The following is an 18620-nucleotide window of genomic DNA, read 5'->3' on the forward strand; positions in this document are numbered from 1 at the left end:
AAATGAATGAAAAAGTGGTGGGTGGCAGCCGCAGCCGCTCTTGTTTTGAGCGGCTGTGCTCCCGCGTTTGAAAAACAGGAGCAAGTAGTGGAAGAGGATGCTCAGCAAACGGAAAAGGCGATCATACCGAATTATCAGATTTCAAGTGATTATTTTAAAACACTGCTCCCTTATGAATCGACAGACACAAGGGGGATGGTCGTCAATAACCTGAAATCCCGTTACGATATAGAGGTATTTGAGTCAGGGTTAGTCAGAATGGCGAAAGAAGCTTATTCAACTGACCAATATCTCTTCAAAGAAGGCCAGATATTGGACAAGGAAACAATCCAATCATGGCTGAACAGGAAGTTCACCAGTGAACAATTGAAAGAAAAAGGATTAGAGGAAAAAGATAATGTCGGCCTTAATCCTGTTGAAGATACACCAGGCGAGGGGAAAGACTCCCCGATCTACCTTGCCCACGTGATAGAGCATAATTACTTGGAAAAATTTGAGGAAAATAAAATCCAGCTCTCGGGTGTCGCTGTCGGGCTTGCGCTGAATTCTGTTTCCTATTATCAGGACCAATCGACAGGCGAGACAAGGCAGACAACCATCAGCCATGAAGAAGTCAGGAAGCAAGGGACCGAGATAGCCCAGGAAGTGATCAACAGAATGAGACAAAACCCTGAACTGGATGGAGTTCCGATTATGATTGCCATGTATGAACAATCAAGTAAAGGTTCTGTTACTCCTGGCAGCTATTTCGCTTATGCCAACATTCCAGCGGGAAGTTCGTCGATCAGCGAGTGGATCAATGTGGATGAAGAGCATTATTTCTTTCCGTCTGATGAGGCGGAAGAGTCTTACCCTGAAGACTTGAGCATTTTTAATGAGTTTAAAGAAAAGACAGAAACCTATTTCCCGAATTATGTCGGTGTCGTAGGAAGTGCTTTTTACAAAGACGGATCTATGCAAAAACTGGAGATTGATATTCCGATCCAATTCAATGGAAAAGCTGAAACAATCGGTTTTACTCAGTATGCAGCAGAACTAGCTGCTGAACTTTTTCCAGATGAGATGAATGTAGAGATCGAAATCACTTCCGGAGATGGTGCAGAGGCATTGATCGTCCTCAGCCCGCAGAAGGAACCGTTTGTGCATATCTATGAATAAGTCAAATGAAGGCTGTCCTCTTAAGGGGCGGTCTTTTTTGTTATAATTTTAAACTTCTTGCAGCCTAAAAAGGATTTTTTAAAAATCTCATAACCAAAAAAGTGTTCTTCTGTGTAAACCCCTGCAACCGAAAATCCCGCAAGCGAGCTTTTCTGCAAGCTGCTCAATTATTTGCATAGCTCTAGATAAAGCGGGAAAAATAATGGCGTCACTACTCGCTGGAAACTCAGTAGAAAGTGTATGAAAAATTATTTAGAAATAGTAGTTAGGAAGACTTCTCATGATCAAGGGTGGTCAGAGCAGGAACTAATTTGCAGGTGTTTTTATCTGAAAATGGAGTGGTTTGAGTAAGATCTGCAGAAATGGTGTACTGAAAAATATTAAGCTTCGGGGTCTTGGCTGGGTCTTGCCTGAAGCTAAGTACGGAAAAAATTATTGGAGTAAAAACAGAGGCAGAGAGGAAAATTACCATTACTTTTCGTGTTTGCAATAGGGATTTTTGTACAAATTATGAATTTAATTTTATGAATTTAGCTGAATATATATAATTGTTAAAGCGCTTCCATAGAAACATTTATACAAATATACTGTATATTTAATCAGTTATCGAATTATGTTCAGAATATTAAAAATGATTTAGCGTTTACTTTGTGTTAGGATTATTAATGTTGGAGAGTTATCCCGGGCTCATTGGTCTTATTCATCTCCTCTGCGGGAAGGAGTATGTATGAATAAGTTTACAAGTGTGATGCATAGGGTAAATAAGAGCGTCAAAAGCAAAAAAGCACTACTCATCTTAGAGGTTTAACTTAAAAAAATATCAAGGTATTGAAAGGAGAATGTAGACAACATATGGATACTGCTACTTTAGTCACGTTTATTGTTTATTTAGTTGGTATGTTAGCAATTGGTATTATTTCTTACAGATTAACTAGTAACTTGTCTGATTACGTTTTGGGAGGGCGCAGCTTAGGGCCGGGTGTTGCCGCTCTTAGCGCTGGGGCATCTGATATGAGTTCCTGGCTGCTGCTGGGTCTGCCGGGTGCCGCTTATGCATCAGGTCTTGGATCCATCTGGCTTGCGATTGGCCTGACAATCGGTGCTTACCTTAACTGGAAATTCGTTGCTTCCAGACTTCGCTCTTACACAGAGGTTGCGAACGATTCTATCACAGTTCCCGATTTCTTTGAGAACCGTTTTAAAGACGGATCCCGTATTCTCCGCGTCATTTCAGCATTTGTAATCCTGATTTTCTTTACTTTCTATACTTCGTCAGGTCTTGTCGGCGGAGCGATTTTATTCCAAGAATCATTCGAGATGAGCTATAATACTGCACTTCTTATTGGTGCGATCGTTATCATTTCTTACACATTCCTTGGCGGATTCCTTGCCGTCAGCTGGACTGACTTCATCCAGGGCATCCTGATGTTCCTTGCTTTAGTCGTAGCGCCAATCGTTGCGATCACTGAACTTGGAGGATGGGGAGACACCATGGATCAAGTGACTGCCGTAAATCCGGAAGGCCTTGACTTATTCGCAGGTGCTTCAGCTATCGGTGTCATTTCATTGCTTGCATGGGGGCTTGGCTACTTCGGCCAGCCGCATATCATTACTCGTTTTATGGCATTAAGATCAACAAAAGATGTACCGAAAGCGCGTTTGATCGGTATGAGCTGGATGATCGTTTCTGTAGCTGGTGCAGTATTGGTCGGCCTTGCGGGGATTGCTTACTTTGCGGCTGATCCGCTTATTGCAAACGGAGTCGACAACTCTGAAAAAGTATTCATCCTGTTCACGGATGTACTATTCAACCCTTGGGTATCGGGTATTCTTTTAGCAGCAATCTTGTCTGCGATCATGAGTACAATCGACTCTCAGCTTCTTGTTTCTTCAAGTGCCCTTGCAGAGGATTTCTACAAAGCCATTCTCCGCAAAAATGCTTCTGATCAAGAATTGGTTTGGGTAGGACGTTTCGGAGTTATTCTAATTGCAATTATAGCGGTGCTTCTTGCGCTCGGTGGAAACCCTGCAAATGAGAATGCTTCAAGCATCCTGGATCTTGTAAGTTACGCTTGGGCTGGATTCGGCTCAGCATTTGGACCAGTAATCGTATTAGCTCTATTCTGGAAAGGCATGACACGAAACGGTGCATTGGCAGGTATGATTGTTGGTGCCGTAACAGTTGTTGTATGGCCGATGCTTGAAACTGAACTTTATGAAATGGTTCCTGGTTTCATCCTGGCTACACTCGCTATCATAATCTTCTCCAAGGTTGGACCACAGCCTAGTGAAGAGATTAAAGCAGAATTTGATTCTGCAGTGGCAAATGATATAACAAAATAATATTGAATTTACAATACAGTACCGTCCATCGGATTATCCGATGGACGGTTTTTTGCTGCCTAGGAAATTATAGAGAATAAAGGAAAGCCCGCCTTTTTTCTCTGAGGAACATTTGCCTGTCGGGGCTGAACAAGGTGCTTCCGCTTTTGATACGTCCAGCTCCAGCACCTAGCCCCTCGGGGTCAAATAACCCTCAGAGAATAAAAGGAAAGCCCGCCTTTTTTTCTCTGAGGAACATTTGCCTGTCGGGGCTGAACAAGGTGCTTCTGCTTTTGATACGTCCAGCTCCAGCACCTAGCCCCTCGGGGTCAAATAACCCAAAGCGAATAAAAGGAAAGCCCGCCTTTTTTTCTCTGAGGAACATTTGCCTGTCGGGGCTGAACAAGGTGCTTCCGCTTTTGTTATGTTTTGGGATCGGGGCAAGGGGTATACAAAAATTACTAGAAAGACTAGGAGGAATGGGAATGAAAAAACGTAATATATTTGCAGCTTTTCCGCTGGCGGCCGGTCTTTTCTTGGCAGGGTGTTCTGATGATGGAAACTCAGATAACTTTGAGGAAGTAGAAGAGGAAACAGAACAAGGGGCCGAAGAGCTGGAACAAGAAGCAGAAGAAGGCTTGGATGAAGTGGAAGAAGAGGTAGAAGATATAGAAGAAGATGCAGAGGAAACAGGCAAAGAAATAGAAGGCGGTGCTAATAATGCCGGTGAAGAAATTGAAGAGGCGGTAGAGGAAACAGAAGAAGAAACGAATGAAGAAGAGTAGAAGGATACGACTCGATCATATAGCAGGACCGTTCATCTATAGAACTGATATTCATAATGGAGAATCTTTTCCCTTCAGGTAAAGGTTCTTTTGCGATTTAGGGGATAATGTTTTTTTTCTAATAATAAGGGAATGAGATAAATATAGCAAAAAAAGACTAGGAGGTAATGGAGATGAAAAAACGCAATCTAATAGCAGCAGTTCCAATGGCAGCTGGTCTTTTCTTGGCAGGCTGCGCTCAAGATGATAATGAAGCAGCAGATCTGGAAGAAGTTGAACAGGAAGCGGAAGACAATAGTGTAGACGTAGAAGAAGGTGCCGATAACCTTGAGGAAGAAGCGGAAGATGCAGGAGAGGCAGCTGAAGAAGAGATTGATGATGCCGGGGAAGAAGCAGAAGAAGGAATAGATGAAGCCGGCGATGAAGTTGAGGATGCAGCAGAATCTACAGAAGAAGAACTGGAAGAAGAAGCTGGAGAAGCAATTGATGAAGCAGAGGAAGAATTGGACGAAGATGAATAATAGCTGTTTGAAAATTTGATAATCTTAGCGTCTGTTACCATGCAGGCGCTTTTTTGATGTAGTAAAATCCCAGGGGAGAGTTAAAGCGATGTTATTTTGGCCAGCCCTCTCGAGGTCAAATAACCCTCAGAGAATAAAAGGAAAGAGCGCCTTTTTTTCTCTGAGGAACATTTGCCTGTCGGAGCTGCCCAGGGCGCTTCCGCTTTTGAATCGTCTAGCTTCAGCGCCCAGCTCCTCGGGGTCAAATAACCCTCAGAGAATAAAAGGAAAGAGCGCCTTTTTTTCTCTGAGGAACATTTGCCTGTCGGAGCTGCCCAAGGCGCTTCCGCTTTTGAATCGTCTAGCTTCAGCGCCCAGCTCCTCGGGGTCAAATAACCCTCAGAGAATAAAAGGAAAGAGCGCCTTTTTTTCTCTGAGGAACATTTGCCTGTCGGAGCTGCCCAAGGCGCTTCCGCTTTTGAGTGAATTTATACGTATTAAGCTATGGGGACATGCCGATACTGCTACTGTTAAATGTGCCTTGATGGTGCAATCAGAGAAAAGGACGGAGTCGGCATGAAAAAGGTATTCTTATTTGTATTTCCAGCCGCGGCAATAATGCTTGCACTATTCTATACCTATCCCCCTTCCATCAGTTCCCCGGCTCCATCTTTTGATGATGAAGCCCTCATCGATGAACCCGCTTTTTTTTCAGAAGTGATCGAAGGGGAGAAGAAAGCATTTGCAGAAGAAGAGACTTTTATGGAAAGAGTTGCCTTTCAATATAAAACGCCGGAGATTGAAATACCGCGGAGCGAAATAGATGGTGACAGTTTTGCGATTATCGGAATCGGGGACTCGCTGACTTTAGGAACAGGCAGTGAGCAGCCAGGCGGCTACCTGGACTCTGTGAAAACCTATTATCAGCAGCAAAATGACAAGGTGGTCCTGGTTAATCATAGTGTGTATGGAGCTCAGGCAGACCATTTATTGAAGATGCTGGAAGATCCCAATCTTCAGAGTGATATCGAAAACGCGGATGTCTTATTTATGACTGTCGGCGGCAATGATCTGATCTCTGTGTTTAATCACAATTTCCCTGACTTGAGTATTGGTGATTTTACAAAAGGAGAAGAGAGTTTTAAGTCAGATCTTCGCAAAGTCATGTCAACAATCCGTGTTTTAAATGAAGATGTACCGGTCTATTTTATCGGTATTTTTAATCCTGTCTTTGAATCTTTGGCAGATGTAAAAGAGTTTGATCAGATCATCACCTCCTGGAATGCTTCTACGAAAAACCTTTTGGAAATGTATCCTAATACAACATTTATTTCCATTCAGCATCTTTTTGAGGATGAAACAAATAAGTATTTGGCGGAAGATTTTTTTCATCCCAATGAGGAAGGATATAAAAGAATCGGCAAGGAAATCATTTCGCGGACAGAGGAAATGCTGATGGTACAGAGAAATCCCTTGTGATTGCAATTTTTTTAACGGTAACATATAGTGTAGGGAATCCGAGTATCAATGTGGAGGTGTAAGTAGTGGAAAGATCGAATGTGGATGAATACTTGCAGCAGGGAATGTATGGACAGAAGCAGACGAAACCGGATGAACGGAGGAAGTTCCTCGGTACGATCAGAGAAAGGATCGTGTTTGCTTTGACCCAGCGGCAGGTCAGGAGAAAAGGGACCCTGCCACAGGCTGAATCATTGATGAAAGAGAATGGTGATGCCCATCTGTTTCTCAACGGAAATATGAGTTATACGTATCTGTCCAAATATATTAAGCTCGCTGAAAAATATGGGATCCACTATACCATGGTGACCAACAAGGAGCATAACACAGACATCGGCCTGGTGCTCGCCTATCCGCATGCCATTGATAAAGAAGAAATCTATATCGACGAAAATCAAGAAAGCCAACTGGCTGAGCCACAAGTGAAAATGAAAAAGAAATCATTCTTTGCCAAGTTGTTTCGATGACAGTGTCAATTAAAATAAGCGTGCCGCTTCTATAGCGGCACGCTTTTGTATTTTGTGACAGTCACGCCCCGGAATTTGTCGAATCAGGAGAAAATAGTTTTCTCCTAAAAAGCCATTTGAGGATGATCGGAACCACAAACAGAATGAACAGAATGCGGAACAGATGGTAGCCGGTAATGATGGATAGGTCGGCATGTAACGCCTGTCCCACGATGGCCATTTCTGCCATACCTCCAGGAGCCATGCTGAGGAATGACGTAATGAATGAAATGTGATGCGACGCCATCAATATTGCTCCAAGGCCAAAAGTGAAGGCGACGAGCAGAATCGATGTTGCCACAGTGAGCAAAATGAACTTGGTTAGAGAACCTGAACCCTCGAATTTCATCATTTTACTAAAGTAAATTCCGAGGAAAATCTGGGCGGCGATGATAGCGGCATCAGGCATATGCGGCACAGCGATTCCAGATGCCGATAATAGACCGATTCCGAGGATCGGCCCCAATAAAGTCGGAGTGGGAAGTTTGAGCTTGACCGCAAACAGGGCGGAGACAGCCGCAGCGGCAAAAAAGATCAGCAGCGGGAGGCTTATAGTAAAAGCTGTTGATGCAGGACCCTCCACAAGTCCGTCTTTTGCTCCTTGAAAAACCGGGCTGAACGCCAAGAAGGGAACAATGAAGATCACAGAAAGCAGCCGGACGACCTGGATGATCGTCACGATGGTAACATCAATATCCTCGAGTTCTTCGCCCAGGACCACCATTTGCGACAACCCGCCTGGAATGCAGCCGGTGATGGTGGACTTCAAATTAATTCCCGTCAATTTTGTAATGAAAAGAGCGAGAACACCGCTGAATAACAAAAGAAGAACAGTCAGGAACAGCATCCACGGAAGCTGATGGAAAACTTCAAGTGCTGTATCCCGTGAAAAAGACTGCCCGATCGCATACCCGACGATAATCAAGCCGATATTCCGGAAGATGGGAGGCCAGAACATTTTGAAAGGTGTCAGCTTTTCAGCTGCAAACACCGCTGTCATGGAACCGAGCATCCATGCCAAGGGAATATGAAGCAGACTAAAAACCCATCCCCCGGCAAGGCCGATCAGAAGTGTATAGAAAGATTTTAAAAACATAAGATCCCTTCTTCAACGAGTAGTAATATCGTAATGTTTGTATTGATGTAACCGTGTACTCATGGATTTGCATAAATTTCATCATGCTGTCTACAATTGCGGGCAGCTTTGGCTGTATTTAAAAGTTTGTGATATTAAATCGAATCAACTTTATATTGTTAATGATTTTACAGCCGGAAATCCAGCCTTGATGAGAATAAGCTTACCACATGGATTGTTGAAAGAGAAAACGCTCTGCTTAAGAAGTCGAGCGGCTTTCCTATCGACGAATTCAGACCATCTATCAACGAAAAAGGTGCTGCTATCAACGAAATCAGTCCGTCTATCAACGAAATCGACTCTCCTATCAACGAATCCTGCTTTTCACCAACTTCTATCAACAGGAGGCGGGGCCCTAATGGGTAGCAAAGGTGCTGTTCACAATAAAAAAGCTGCCCTCCGAGTCCATGACTCGCAAGGGCAGTTCCATTTAAAACTGAGTTCAATCAACTACCAGCCATTCTTTCGTAAAGGCTTTTTTCGTAGCGTTAATCTCTGGTTTCAGAACCTATTTCAAATCTAAAAATCTTTCAGGATCGAATTCTTCCCCTTCCGCAACAATGGCGGTCATTCCGGTGTCAGAACCGGATTCGTGGTTCTCGCCAGTATCCCAGAACACGGCAGTCCCTTTTTCAACAGGGATTTTTTCCCCGCCTTCGACCCTTACCCAGCCGCTGCCGTCCGTGACGATGAACAGCTGGGGACACATCGCTTCATGCATCCCGAGAACACTGTTTTGGCTCAGGTACATACAGCCAATCTGGAAAGGTTTTTCTGATTTAACAAGGGGATGAATGACAGCCCCTTTGCTTTGGAAACGGTCAATGATCCTGCCGTCCTGTTGATAGTATGTAAAAATCTTCAATGAAATCACCTCAACCTTCTATTCGCCAAGCCACTCTCATTTCCTTCTATAGTAAGGAGGTTTTCTTATGAATTGCTGCTTTCGGAAAAATCCCAAATGCCGTTTTTTTTTCGCTAAACAGGGGGAGCAGAACTTTTCTTTCACCGCTTGACTAGCGGTCGTTTTCGAAATTTATATCCAATAGCAGCAAAATGGCCGAAAAGAGCTTATATTAATGAAGAAACCCGCCGCCGGCTTATACTTTCCTGAAAAAAAGACCATCATGTTAGAATGGGGTTAGAGACTTTAGTACACTGAAGTACGAAAAGGGACAGTCCCTATTAGCGTATTAACGCGTTAAACCAGAAAGCCCTATCAAAAGAGGTTGAAAAAAACAGCGAAATGACGGGACTTAGTTGCCATTTCGACTGAAATTTTGATATTATCAATAGTATTGCTAGTGTTCGAAATTTTGCGGAGGTGAATAGTATGTCAAGAATCTCAGAAGATCAAGTCAAGCACGTGGCACACCTTGCCCGTCTTGCGATCACAGAAGAAGAAGCCCAAAAATTCACGATTCAACTGGATGCCATCATCGGCTTTGCGGAGCAGTTGAGTGAGCTTAATACAGAGAACGTCGATCCGACAACACATGTGTTGGAGATGAAGAATATTGTGCGTGAAGATAAGCCGGTGAAGGGCTTGCCGCAGGAAGAAGTTTTGAAAAACGCACCAGACCACCAGGATGGACAGGTCCGTGTGCCATCTGTTTTAGAATAGGAGGGAAATTCAATGTCATTATTCGACCATAAATTAAAAGAACTTCATGAATTGATGCAGAAGAAAGAAGTTTCTGTCAGCGATTTAGTGAACGAGTCTTATAAAAGAATCGACGCGGTTGAAGGTAAAGTGAAAGCCTTTTTAACGCTCGATGAAGAAAATGCACGCGCAAAAGCAAAGGAATTGGATAAGAAAATTGGAACGGACGAAGCAAAGGGCTTGCTGTTCGGGATGCCGATCGGTGTTAAAGACAACATCGTGACGAAAGGCCTCCGCACAACCTGTGCAAGTAAAATCCTTGAAAACTTCAATCCGATTTATGATGCGACAGTCGTTCATAAACTTCGTGACGCGGAAACAGTAACAATCGGAAAGCTGAACATGGACGAATTCGCCATGGGCTCTTCTACGGAAAACTCCGGCTTCCAAAAAACCAGCAACCCGTGGAATCTTGATACGGTGCCAGGCGGTTCATCAGGTGGATCAGCGGCTTCCGTTGCAGCAGGAGAAGTACCATTTTCCCTTGGTTCAGATACAGGCGGATCGATCCGCCAGCCGGCAGCCTTTACAGGAACTGTTGGACTAAAGCCTACATATGGACGTGTTTCCCGTTTCGGTCTTGTAGCGTTTGCGTCTTCCCTTGACCAGATCGGCCCGATCACGCGCAATGTTGAAGACAACGCCTACCTTTTACAAGCTATTGCAGGGGTAGATGCGAATGATACAACTTCAGCAGATGTTGAAGTGCCGGACTATGCTGCAGCTCTTACAGGCGATATTAAAGGCTTGAGAATTGCCGTACCGAAAGAATACCTTGGTGAAGGCGTTGGAGAAGAAGCCCGCCAATCGGTCATGGCCGCGTTGAAGCTGCTTGAAAGCATGGGGGCAACAGTGGATGAAGTATCTCTTCCGCACTCTAAATTTGGAGTAGCTACATACTATATCCTTGCTTCATCCGAGGCGTCATCCAACCTGAGCCGTTTTGACGGAATCCGTTACGGCTACCGCACACCAAACGCCGAGAACCTTCTTGATCTTTACAAAAAGACACGCGCAGAAGGTTTCGGTGATGAGGTGAAACGCCGTATCATGCTTGGAACTTTCGCGTTGAGCTCCGGCTATTATGATGCTTATTACAAAAAAGGCCAGCAGGCTCGTACGCTGATTAAAAAAGATTTTGAAGATGTCTTTGAAAACTATGATGTCATCATTGGACCAACAACGCCGACTCCTGCATTTAAAATCGGGGAAAAAATCGATGATCCGCTTACGATGTATGCGAATGATCTTTTAACCATCCCAGTGAATCTTGCAGGCGTTCCGGGAATCTCTGTTCCATGTGGTTTTTCAAAAGACGGGCTTCCACTTGGTCTTCAGATCATCGGAAAGCACTTTGATGAAAGCACTATTTATCGTGTTGCACATGCTTATGAGCAGGCGACAGACTTCCATACACAAAAACCACAATTGTAAGGGGTGAAATCAATGAACTTTGAAACGATTATCGGACTTGAAGTCCATGTTGAGCTAAAAACAGATTCGAAAATGTTTTCTCCTGCCCCGAACCATTTCGGTGCAGAGCCAAACACCAACACAAACGTGATCGATTTAGGTTACCCGGGCGTTCTTCCCGTTGTCAACAAGCGTGCCATCGATTTCGGAATGAAAGCGGCGCTTGCCCTGAACTGTGAAATCGCGTCAGATACCAAGTTCGACCGCAAAAACTATTTCTATCCGGATAACCCGAAAGCTTACCAGATCTCCCAGTTCGATAAGCCAATCGGTGAGAATGGATGGATTGAAATCGAGGTGGACGGCTATAAGAAGCGAATCGGGATCACCCGCCTGCATCTTGAAGAGGATGCTGGAAAACTGAATCACTCTGGCGATGGGTATTCACTCGTTGATTACAACCGCCAAGGGACACCGCTGATTGAAATCGTATCGGAGCCGGATCTTCGTACACCGGCTGAAGCGTATGCTTACTTGGAAAAATTAAAATCAATCATCCAATATACAGGCGTTTCCGATTGTAAAATGGAAGAGGGATCTCTCCGCTGTGATGCCAACATCTCATTGCGCCCGATTGGACAGGAGAAGTTCGGTACAAAGGCCGAGCTGAAGAACCTGAACTCCTTTAACTTCGTGCGCAAAGGTCTTGAGCACGAGCAGATCCGCCAGGAAAAAGTTCTGCTTTCAGGCGGAATCATTGAGCAGGAAACACGCCGTTTCGACGAAGCGACAGGCAAAACGATCCTTATGCGTGTTAAAGAAGGCTCGGATGATTACCGTTACTTCCCTGAGCCGGATCTAGTGCTTCTTCACATTGATGAAGAGTGGAAAGAGCGCGTGCGTGCCGAGATTCCTGAGCTTCCAGATGCCCGCCAAAAACGGTATGTGGAAGACATGGGACTGCCTGCGTATGATGCGATGGTTCTTACACTCACGAAGGAAATGTCCGATTACTTCGAAGCAACAGTCGCTGCTGGAGCCGACATCAAACAGGCATCCAACTGGCTGATGGGTGAAGTATCTGCCTACATGAACGCTGAACAAAAAGAACTGCAGGACCTGCCGATGACACCAGAAGGACTTGCGGGCATGATCAAGCTGATCCAGGACGGAACACTGTCTTCCAAAATGGCGAAGAAAGTCTTCAAGGAGCTTGTTGAAAAAGGTGGAGACCCTTCGCAAATTGTCAAAGAAAAAGGATTAGTCCAAATTTCCGATGAAGGCGAACTTCTGAAAATTGTCTCTTCGACGCTGGATGACAATCCGCAATCCATTGAAGACTTCAAGAACGGAAAAGACCGTGCCCTTGGATTCCTTGTCGGCCAAATCATGAAAAAGACCAAAGGCCAAGCGAACCCGCCAATGGTCAACAAACTATTGATCGAAGAAATGAACAAACGTTAATAAAGCTCTTTTAATGAACCCGACCGGCTGCTTGCCGGCCGGTTTTTTTTATGGGGATTGGGAAGTGGGGGTGCTGGAAAGTGAAATTGATTGATGAGATAGAGTGGGTTTAGTTGGTAATCATTGCTGCCGGTAACGCTCGAACGGATTATAAGAGACACCAGGCATTAAAAATCAGTCCTTAGGTGTCACTCGAGCGAGTCCCGAGAGACACCAGCCGTGGAAAAACAGTCCCCAGGTGTCACTCGAGCGAGTCCTGAGAGACATCAGCCGTGGAAAATCAGCCCCCAGGTGTCACTCGAGCGAGTCCTGAGAGACACCAGCCGTGGAAAATCAGTCCTCTGGTGTCACTCGAGCGAGTCCCGAGAGACACCAGCCGTGGAAAATCAGTCCCCAGGTGTCACTCGAGCGAGTCCTGAGAGACATCAGCCGGAGAAAACCAGCCCCTAGGTGTCACTCGAACAGTACCCGAGAGACAACAACCTGCGAAAACCAGTCCTCAGGTTCCCAGTGGAGCCCCTGACTGCCCAAACTCCCTGACTTAAGGTGAAAAAGGCTATCCAGTACAGCTGTTTGCATTAATTACACTGTCTTCTGTCCCGAAATTTTATAACGTGTGGAATAGTTCGGGGCTGCCCGCGCCTGTGAGCGAAAAAAGGCAGGGAAACTCACCGGCAGTATAGAAGTAGAATAAGTGGCGGGATGTGAAGCAAGAACAGGCAGAATGGCTGTTTACTCCTGCCATTTTGCAAAACGAGGTGAAGCAAGGTGTCGAAGGAAATATACTGTGATTTCTGCCAAAAGCAGATCAAAGTGAGAGATGATCTCATAACTTCAACAATGATGCTAGAGGTGGTCCCATTTCATGAGAAATGCTTTGGAAGCAATATTAAAGGCGCAAGGACGTTATTCCTAAGCAATGAACCCATCAATGGCTTTGCGGGTAATGTCACCGCGGTGATTTCGCTGATCCTGGCGGTGCTTTGGCCTATATTCGCTGAAGGGGTAATGAAATGGGCATTTTTACTGGCGTTAGTCCCAGTTGGATATAGAGTTTATTCTTATGTAAAATTTGAACTCCATCTGGAAAAATAGGAAGGAAATTAGTTGGGGAATAGAGCGAAGATGATGTCGTTCTTAATGGTTTGGGATTTTAGAGTGTCCAGGCCGCATATTTTCCATATAAAAACGCTTGGAAGAAGCTGTTCAACTTTCTTCCGAGCGTTTATGTTTTTTCTACTCGATGAACTGTAAATATTCCAGAGTGTTTCCGGAGGGGTCTTTAAAGCTTATGTATTTACCCGGCGGGCAGTCGGCAGGTTCCGGCATGAGAAGCTCCACTCCCTGATCTCTAAGTTCCTGCGCCGTCTGGTAAATATCCGCTGTCTGAAGTCCGAGGACAATTCCTGAACCTCCTGCAGCTTGCTGCTTCCGCTCTTCCAACACAATCGGCAGTCCTTCATGAACAAGTGAGACAATGGAAGCTCCATACCTTTTGTTCACCTCAAACCCAAGTACATCTCTGTAAAAATCAAGAGCTTCATTCATATCCTTTACATAAATACTGATCACGCAAGCCTGTGCCATCCCCATTCCTCCTCTGAATTCTTTAATGCTTTAAAGTGCGAAGAGGGACAGTCCCTTTTAATGCTTTAAAGCAAATAAAATAAATGATTTCCCTATTCGCCTGGTATTATTATACAGTTTCTGGAGCAGTAACGTAATCTATTTCGAATCCTAAATCCCTGAGCATTTCATGGTCCTTAGTGCTTTCCTGGCCTGCGGTTGTCAGGTAATCGCCGACAAAAATGGAGTTGGCGGCATATAGACCCAGGGGCTGAAGGCTGCGCAGATTAACTTCCCGCCCGCCGGAAATCCGGATTTCTTTAGAAGGGTTGATATAGCGGAACAGGGCCAAAGCTTTCAAGCAATAACGGGGATCAAGCTCATCCGTGCCTTCAAGTGGTGTTCCGTCAATTGCATGCAGGAAATTGACCGGAATCGAATCCGCATCCAGTGCTTTCAGGCTGCGTGCCATATCAATGACATCTTCCTTGGTCTCCTTCATCCCGATGATAACGCCGGAGCAGGGGGAGATGCCCGCTTCTTTTGCAGTGTTTACCGTGGTGACTCTATCGTCATATGTATGAGAAGTGGTAATGCTGTCATGGTGGCCTTTTGAGGTGTTGAGGTTATGGTTGTAGCGGTCAACCCCTGCCTCCTTTAAACGCCTGGCTTGCTCAGGTTTCAGGATCCCAAGGCAGGCACAGATTTTCAAGTCATAGTTTTGTTTGATTTCTTCGACAGCGCTGATGACCGTGTTGACATCGCGGCTGCTCGGTCCTCGTCCGCTCGCTACGATGCAGTATGTGCCGACATTCATTTTATGAGCCTGCTCCGCTCCTTGTAGCAGTGTTTCTTTGTTTACCATTCGATAGGATTCAATTGGGGCATTTGAAATGGAAGACTGTGCACAGTAGCCGCAGTTTTCCTGACATAATCCAGACTTGGCATTCATGATCATATTGAGCTTCACTTTTTTGCCGTAGTAATGCTTGCGTATTTGAAAAGCTCCGTGTAATAAAAGCAGGATTTCGTCATCGGGGCATTCCAAAATGGATAGAGCTTCCGTATCTGTCAGTTCTTCTCCGTTCAGTACACGTCCAGCAAGTTCATTCCAATAGGTCATAGAATTCCGTCTCCTTTTAAAGAATTTAGTTGGCAACATGAAATAACGATTGTTGGATAAAAAAATCCGGAAAAAGTGATTTCCGGATGAGAGTGGTTATGCAGCTTTGTTGGTAAGGGTATTGGTATTCTTGCGGATGGCTGCCAGGAAGCGCGGGGCAACGGCTCCTGCAAAAGCAGATAGAATGATATCTTTCGGCAGCGGAGCAAGCATCCATGCCCAAGCCATTCCGTAAGAGAATCCTTCAGGAGCATCTGCCCAGAAGATGTAAGCGGCGTACATCCAGTTGGTTCCCAGCACGTAGTTCACGGTCATACCGACAAGAGCTGCCGTGATGAACATTTTTTTGCCTGATTTCGCCTCTACCATTTTTCCGACAATGTAGGCTACCAGAATATAAGAAAGAATGAATCCAAAAGTTGGTTTCAATAGAACACCCGGTCCTCCCATGAAACCGGCGAATACCGGGGCACCGACTAGGCCGATCAGCGCGTACACGGTCATGGAGATGGCTCCCAGTCTGCTTCCGAGAATCAATCCGGCCAGAACGCAGAAGAACGTCTGCAGCGTGATGGGAACTCCGCCGATAACCAGCATGGAAGTAAGATTAGCGCCGATAGCCATTAGAGCGGCGAACATGGCAGCCATAGTAATGTCGATAGCTTTGAGTTTCATAGTATGTATCCTCCTATTTGTTTTCTGAAAATAGAATATATTAAAACTGTAATTTGTGTCAACTTATATTATAAAATAAGTTAACATAAATTCAAAGAAGGATTTAGCTCACCTCAGAACGAAATAGAAGAGAGGGAAATTTTATATCAAAAACCAAGAACAAATCATGTGCTTAACAGGAAATCCTCTTTAATAGCACTGTAGAGGCAATAAATTAACAAAACAGGAGTCACAATGAAAATACATATTATTGGTTCGGTCGGCAGCGGCAAATCGACGCTTGGCAGAAGGATGTCCGCAGAAATGGACATTCCTCTCTATGAATTGGACAACGTTGTCTGGCATAGGCATGAAAACGGGGATATCCGAAACAGTCCGGAAGTACGTGACGAGGAATTTACTAGAATCATAAACCAGAAGGACTGGATCATTGAAGGAGTTCATCATACCTGGACCACAAAGGGATTTCAGGAGGCTGACCTCATTATTTACCTGGATACCCCGATCGCCGTGAGGAACTGGCGGATCCTAAAACGTTTCACTGTCCAGAAGCTTGGGTTTCAAAAAGGAAACTACAAGCAGACATGGAGTATGCTTAAAAAGATGTATCAATGGAACTATCATTTTGAGAGGGTCAGCAAACCGGAAATCATGACAATGCTTAACCCCCTTGAAGAAAAAGTTAAAATCATGACAGATACTAACAGCATAAAGGAGATTACTCGATGAAATTTGTATTTGATTTGGATGGAACGATTTGTTTTAAAGGGCAGCCGGTAACAGAACGGATTATGGACGCTCTCGAAAAATTGGAAGATAACGGGCATGAAGTCATTTTTGCATCGGCCAGGCCGATCCGTGATATGCTCCCGGTCCTTCACCCCCGTTTTCATACGAATACGCTGATTGGTGGAAATGGCTCCATGATATACAGGGACGGTGACCTGGTTTTTTCCCAGGCCTTCCCGGAAGCTGACTTGGAACAGATCAAGGAGCTGATAATCAAGTATGAGGCCGCGTATTTAATTGATGGCGACTGGGATTATTGTTATACAGGACCTGCGAATCACCCGATCCTCGGGAATTTGGATCAGGCCAACCTGGCAAACTCTGTGTCGATCGAAAGTCTGTTTACAGTCCTCAAAGTGTTGATCCTGACGGCAAACGATTTTGAAAAAATGGCAGAAGAATTATCAGCGCTGGATGTCACACTGCATACTCACCGGAATGAAAAGGTGATTGATATTTCTCCTCAAAACATTGATAAATGGAGCGCGTTAAAAGCGTTGGGAATCGGGGAGTCAGAATACATAGCGTTTGGCAATGATGCCAACGATATCAGCCTTTTCCAGCATGCAAGCCACACGGTCATGATCGGCCATCATGAAGAGCTGTCCTTGTATGCCGCTGAAACCATTTCACTGCAAGGGGATTATGAGGAAGACATCCTCAGGAAATTGGAGGAGCTCGCGGAGGAGCAGCGTATGAAGGTGGGATAATATGGCATGTGGCAGAGAAGGCTTTAACTTTTTAATAAATCTTATGAAGAAGGTGATCTTTTTTACCGATCGCTTGGTTTTGTTTCAAATAGAAGGTATGGAAAGGCGACTCATTACGTAGAATTGGAGTGTGGTAACGAATGACGGGGGAAGCCCTCATCTTTCTGGTGTTTGCGGTATTGCTGCTGTTTTTCACGCCATTTCTAATCATCAGGGGAATAAGACAGGGTCGTTCATTCACTGACCAGTTCACATCCAATGGAATGTTGATTCTCTTGTTCTTTGCAGCGGTTGGCGAGGTCTTGAAGTCGGTCTGGAACGAGGGAAGAATGGAGCAGTTCAATCAGTTCTTATTTCTCAGTTTTATTCTGATTGGCGCGGTTCCGGCTTTGATTCTGTTCGCTTATCATTTTCCAAGAGAAATGAAAAAATGGAAGGACCCCGGTGAGTATAAGCATCCGCTGGCCTATCGCTTAAGGTATTTTCTTCTGGTTATTTTATTCGCTTTTATGGGGGGCGCCCTTTTTATGCTGTATCAAAGTTACAAGGTTGTTTTCTAGTTTTGTTTCAAATCGCCCTTCTGGATGATTTTTTTTGCTAGGCGAAAATACATGTCAGCTTCTGCCTTGCTTTCCGCCTTTTGCATCAAGACAATGAAATTTTGAAATCGAAGCTTGTCGATTGACGAGACTTTCAGCACAATTTTACGCATGCGGCACCTTCCTCTGTAATGGACAAAATTGCGTCCAAATGTCTATTCAGAAAATTCTGTAAATAATGTATACTATTAGTAAATCAATCCAGAGGGTGGATGAAATGTCCTTAATTGAATTGATACTGTTACCGATGTTAATGGGAGGTATTGGTGGCTTAGGACATATTTTAGTTTTTAAAGGCGGCCGCTTTACATTTCCCCGTATTCTCGTTGATGAAAGTGGAGAGAAGCATTATGTCTTTGGATCCTCAAAAGATATCATTATTGGGGTGTTGGCCGGTTACTTGTCAGTATTGCCTGTTGTGGAAACGGTACCCGTCTGGTATGTGATTTATATCAGTTTATTATCCGGCATTGGCGGAAGTTCGGTGATTACAAGAAAAATCGAGCAAAACCTGGAAAAAACAAAATGGGAATACCTTCAAGAGCTTTCAAATTATCAGCTCGAGACGACCTCTACTATAGGAGGATCTTCAAAACATAATGAGGTGAAACCTGTTGGCGAAGTCCAAGAAAGAGAAGAAAACAACAGTTAAGTTGCCCCCGGAGCAATATTCCAAAGCAGAGAACTATTTGGA

22 protein-coding genes are annotated in these 18620 nt (G+C 44.6%); 14 read left to right on the forward strand and 8 right to left on the reverse strand.

The window, feature by feature from the left end; genetic code table 11:
- Nucleotides 1-6: 6 nt before the first annotated feature.
- Together FZC78_RS09910 and putP are read left to right on the forward strand one after the other, a co-directional pair.
- On the forward strand, nt 7-1158 hold the full coding sequence (locus FZC78_RS09910; RefSeq protein WP_148939554.1) for a CamS family sex pheromone protein: 1152 nt from the start codon (nt 7-9) through the stop codon (nt 1156-1158).
- Between the two features lie 852 nt (nt 1159-2010).
- Nucleotides 2011-3501, forward strand: coding sequence for a sodium/proline symporter PutP (putP, locus tag FZC78_RS09915; RefSeq protein WP_148939555.1), 1491 nt, complete (start codon nt 2011-2013; stop codon nt 3499-3501).
- A 193-nt stretch (nt 3502-3694) separates the two neighbouring features.
- Here the strand turns inward: putP and FZC78_RS23605 are convergent, their stop codons facing one another.
- A complete protein-coding gene (locus tag FZC78_RS23605) occupies nt 3695-3886 on the reverse strand; it encodes a hypothetical protein (RefSeq protein WP_187444907.1) in 192 nt (63 codons plus the stop codon).
- A 79-nt stretch (nt 3887-3965) separates the two neighbouring features.
- Here FZC78_RS23605 and FZC78_RS23610 point away from each other — a divergent pair, with 79 nt between their 5' ends.
- From FZC78_RS23610 to FZC78_RS09940, 4 genes are all read left to right on the forward strand, one after another.
- Nucleotides 3966-4265, forward strand: a complete 300-nt coding sequence (locus FZC78_RS23610) for a hypothetical protein (protein WP_187444879.1) — start codon at nt 3966-3968, stop codon at nt 4263-4265.
- Between the two features lie 173 nt (nt 4266-4438).
- A complete protein-coding gene (locus FZC78_RS09925; RefSeq protein WP_148939557.1) occupies nt 4439-4786 on the forward strand; it encodes a hypothetical protein in 348 nt (115 codons plus the stop codon).
- A 555-nt stretch (nt 4787-5341) separates the two neighbouring features.
- Complete coding sequence (locus FZC78_RS09935) at nt 5342-6244, forward strand: GDSL-type esterase/lipase family protein (RefSeq protein WP_187444880.1); 903 nt, start codon at nt 5342-5344, stop codon at nt 6242-6244.
- 65 nt (nt 6245-6309) lie between these two features.
- Entirely contained in the window at nt 6310-6750 is a 441-nt protein-coding gene (locus tag FZC78_RS09940) for a YueI family protein (protein ID WP_148939559.1), read from the forward strand.
- A 61-nt stretch (nt 6751-6811) separates the two neighbouring features.
- On the opposite strand, the gene FZC78_RS09945 is transcribed toward FZC78_RS09940, so the two are convergent.
- From FZC78_RS09945 to FZC78_RS09955, 3 genes are all read right to left on the reverse strand, one after another.
- On the reverse strand, nt 6812-7885 hold the full coding sequence (locus FZC78_RS09945) for an AbrB family transcriptional regulator (protein ID WP_148939560.1): 1074 nt from the start codon (nt 7883-7885) through the stop codon (nt 6812-6814).
- Between the two features lie 167 nt (nt 7886-8052).
- Nucleotides 8053-8370, reverse strand: a complete 318-nt coding sequence (locus FZC78_RS09950) for a hypothetical protein (RefSeq protein ID WP_148939561.1) — start codon at nt 8368-8370, stop codon at nt 8053-8055.
- A gap of 62 nt (nt 8371-8432) precedes the next feature.
- Complete coding sequence (locus tag FZC78_RS09955; RefSeq protein ID WP_353733570.1) at nt 8433-8798, reverse strand: cupin domain-containing protein; 366 nt, start codon at nt 8796-8798, stop codon at nt 8433-8435.
- A gap of 459 nt (nt 8799-9257) precedes the next feature.
- Here FZC78_RS09955 and gatC point away from each other — a divergent pair, with 459 nt between their 5' ends.
- The 4 genes from gatC (at nt 9258) to FZC78_RS09975 (ending at nt 13559) form a co-directional block, all read left to right on the forward strand.
- Nucleotides 9258-9548: an Asp-tRNA(Asn)/Glu-tRNA(Gln) amidotransferase subunit GatC gene (gatC, locus tag FZC78_RS09960; protein WP_148939563.1), complete on the forward strand. Its 291-nt coding sequence runs from the start codon at nt 9258-9260 to the stop codon at nt 9546-9548.
- Between the two features lie 12 nt (nt 9549-9560).
- Entirely contained in the window at nt 9561-11021 is a 1461-nt protein-coding gene (gatA, locus tag FZC78_RS09965) for an Asp-tRNA(Asn)/Glu-tRNA(Gln) amidotransferase subunit GatA (protein WP_148939564.1), read from the forward strand.
- A gap of 12 nt (nt 11022-11033) precedes the next feature.
- On the forward strand, nt 11034-12464 hold the full coding sequence (gatB, locus tag FZC78_RS09970) for an Asp-tRNA(Asn)/Glu-tRNA(Gln) amidotransferase subunit GatB (protein WP_148939565.1): 1431 nt from the start codon (nt 11034-11036) through the stop codon (nt 12462-12464).
- Between the two features lie 768 nt (nt 12465-13232).
- Nucleotides 13233-13559 carry a hypothetical protein gene (locus FZC78_RS09975; RefSeq protein WP_148939566.1) on the forward strand — a complete coding sequence of 109 codons (327 nt, stop codon included), beginning with the start codon at nt 13233-13235 and terminating at the stop codon, nt 13557-13559.
- Nucleotides 13560-13700: 141 nt separating this feature from the next.
- Here FZC78_RS09975 and FZC78_RS09980 read toward each other — a convergent pair whose 3' ends face one another.
- From FZC78_RS09980 to FZC78_RS09990, 3 genes are all read right to left on the reverse strand, one after another.
- Complete coding sequence (locus tag FZC78_RS09980) at nt 13701-14051, reverse strand: VOC family protein (RefSeq protein ID WP_148939567.1); 351 nt, start codon at nt 14049-14051, stop codon at nt 13701-13703.
- 109 nt (nt 14052-14160) lie between these two features.
- Complete coding sequence (gene bioB, locus FZC78_RS09985) at nt 14161-15153, reverse strand: biotin synthase BioB (RefSeq protein WP_148939568.1); 993 nt, start codon at nt 15151-15153, stop codon at nt 14161-14163.
- A 96-nt stretch (nt 15154-15249) separates the two neighbouring features.
- On the reverse strand, nt 15250-15828 hold the full coding sequence (locus FZC78_RS09990) for a biotin transporter BioY (RefSeq protein ID WP_148939569.1): 579 nt from the start codon (nt 15826-15828) through the stop codon (nt 15250-15252).
- A gap of 234 nt (nt 15829-16062) precedes the next feature.
- Here FZC78_RS09990 and FZC78_RS09995 point away from each other — a divergent pair, with 234 nt between their 5' ends.
- The 3 genes from FZC78_RS09995 to FZC78_RS10005 all read left to right on the forward strand — a co-directional run bounded on the left by FZC78_RS09995 (nt 16063) and on the right by FZC78_RS10005 (nt 17887).
- Entirely contained in the window at nt 16063-16557 is a 495-nt protein-coding gene (locus FZC78_RS09995; RefSeq protein ID WP_187444881.1) for a DNA topology modulation protein FlaR, read from the forward strand.
- Nucleotides 16554-17327 (forward strand): HAD-IIB family hydrolase, encoded by a 774-nt coding sequence (locus FZC78_RS10000; RefSeq protein WP_148939570.1) that lies wholly within the window; start codon nt 16554-16556, stop codon nt 17325-17327. The genes FZC78_RS09995 and FZC78_RS10000 overlap by 4 nt, the downstream gene beginning before the upstream one ends.
- Before the next feature lie 140 nt (nt 17328-17467).
- Nucleotides 17468-17887, forward strand: a complete 420-nt coding sequence (locus FZC78_RS10005) for a hypothetical protein (protein ID WP_148939571.1) — start codon at nt 17468-17470, stop codon at nt 17885-17887.
- Here the strand turns inward: FZC78_RS10005 and FZC78_RS23615 are convergent.
- The gene (locus tag FZC78_RS23615) at nt 17884-18039 is read right to left on the reverse strand and encodes a hypothetical protein (protein ID WP_187444882.1); all 156 of its coding nucleotides are present in this window, start codon (nt 18037-18039) and stop codon (nt 17884-17886) included. The two genes, FZC78_RS10005 and FZC78_RS23615, sit on opposite strands and share 4 nt — an antisense overlap.
- A 104-nt stretch (nt 18040-18143) precedes the next feature.
- Between FZC78_RS23615 and FZC78_RS10010 the strand changes: the two genes are divergently transcribed.
- Entirely contained in the window at nt 18144-18578 is a 435-nt protein-coding gene (locus tag FZC78_RS10010) for a hypothetical protein (protein WP_148939572.1), read from the forward strand.
- The last annotated feature ends 42 nt before the right edge of the window (nt 18579-18620 follow it).

The organism is Rossellomorea vietnamensis (genome assembly GCF_008180415.1).
Classification (GTDB): Bacteria; Bacillota; Bacilli; order Bacillales; family Bacillaceae_B; genus Rossellomorea; species Rossellomorea vietnamensis_C.

Bases quoted from the DNA above. Each gene is read 5' to 3' on its own strand.
- FZC78_RS09910 (WP_148939554.1), top strand. From the start codon at position 7: ATGAAAAAGTGGTGGGTGGCAGCCGCAGCCGCTCTTGTTTTGAGCGGC.
- putP (WP_148939555.1), top strand. From the start codon at position 2,011: ATGGATACTGCTACTTTAGTCACGTTTATTGTTTATTTAGTTGGTATG.
- FZC78_RS23610 (WP_187444879.1), top strand. From the start codon at position 3,966: ATGAAAAAACGTAATATATTTGCAGCTTTTCCGCTGGCGGCCGGTCTT.
- FZC78_RS09925 (WP_148939557.1), top strand. From the start codon at position 4,439: ATGAAAAAACGCAATCTAATAGCAGCAGTTCCAATGGCAGCTGGTCTT.
- FZC78_RS09935 (WP_187444880.1), top strand. From the start codon at position 5,342: ATGAAAAAGGTATTCTTATTTGTATTTCCAGCCGCGGCAATAATGCTT.
- FZC78_RS09945 (WP_148939560.1), bottom strand. From the start codon at position 7,885: ATGTTTTTAAAATCTTTCTATACACTTCTGATCGGCCTTGCCGGGGGA.
- gatC (WP_148939563.1), top strand. From the start codon at position 9,258: ATGTCAAGAATCTCAGAAGATCAAGTCAAGCACGTGGCACACCTTGCC.
- gatA (WP_148939564.1), top strand. From the start codon at position 9,561: ATGTCATTATTCGACCATAAATTAAAAGAACTTCATGAATTGATGCAG.
- gatB (WP_148939565.1), top strand. From the start codon at position 11,034: ATGAACTTTGAAACGATTATCGGACTTGAAGTCCATGTTGAGCTAAAA.
- FZC78_RS09980 (WP_148939567.1), bottom strand. From the start codon at position 14,051: ATGGCACAGGCTTGCGTGATCAGTATTTATGTAAAGGATATGAATGAA.
- bioB (WP_148939568.1), bottom strand. From the start codon at position 15,153: ATGACCTATTGGAATGAACTTGCTGGACGTGTACTGAACGGAGAAGAA.
- FZC78_RS09990 (WP_148939569.1), bottom strand. From the start codon at position 15,828: ATGAAACTCAAAGCTATCGACATTACTATGGCTGCCATGTTCGCCGCT.
- FZC78_RS09995 (WP_187444881.1), top strand. From the start codon at position 16,063: ATGAAAATACATATTATTGGTTCGGTCGGCAGCGGCAAATCGACGCTT.
- FZC78_RS10000 (WP_148939570.1), top strand. From the start codon at position 16,554: ATGAAATTTGTATTTGATTTGGATGGAACGATTTGTTTTAAAGGGCAG.
- FZC78_RS10005 (WP_148939571.1), top strand. From the start codon at position 17,468: ATGACGGGGGAAGCCCTCATCTTTCTGGTGTTTGCGGTATTGCTGCTG.
- FZC78_RS23615 (WP_187444882.1), bottom strand. From the start codon at position 18,039: ATGCGTAAAATTGTGCTGAAAGTCTCGTCAATCGACAAGCTTCGATTT.
- FZC78_RS10010 (WP_148939572.1), top strand. From the start codon at position 18,144: ATGTCCTTAATTGAATTGATACTGTTACCGATGTTAATGGGAGGTATT.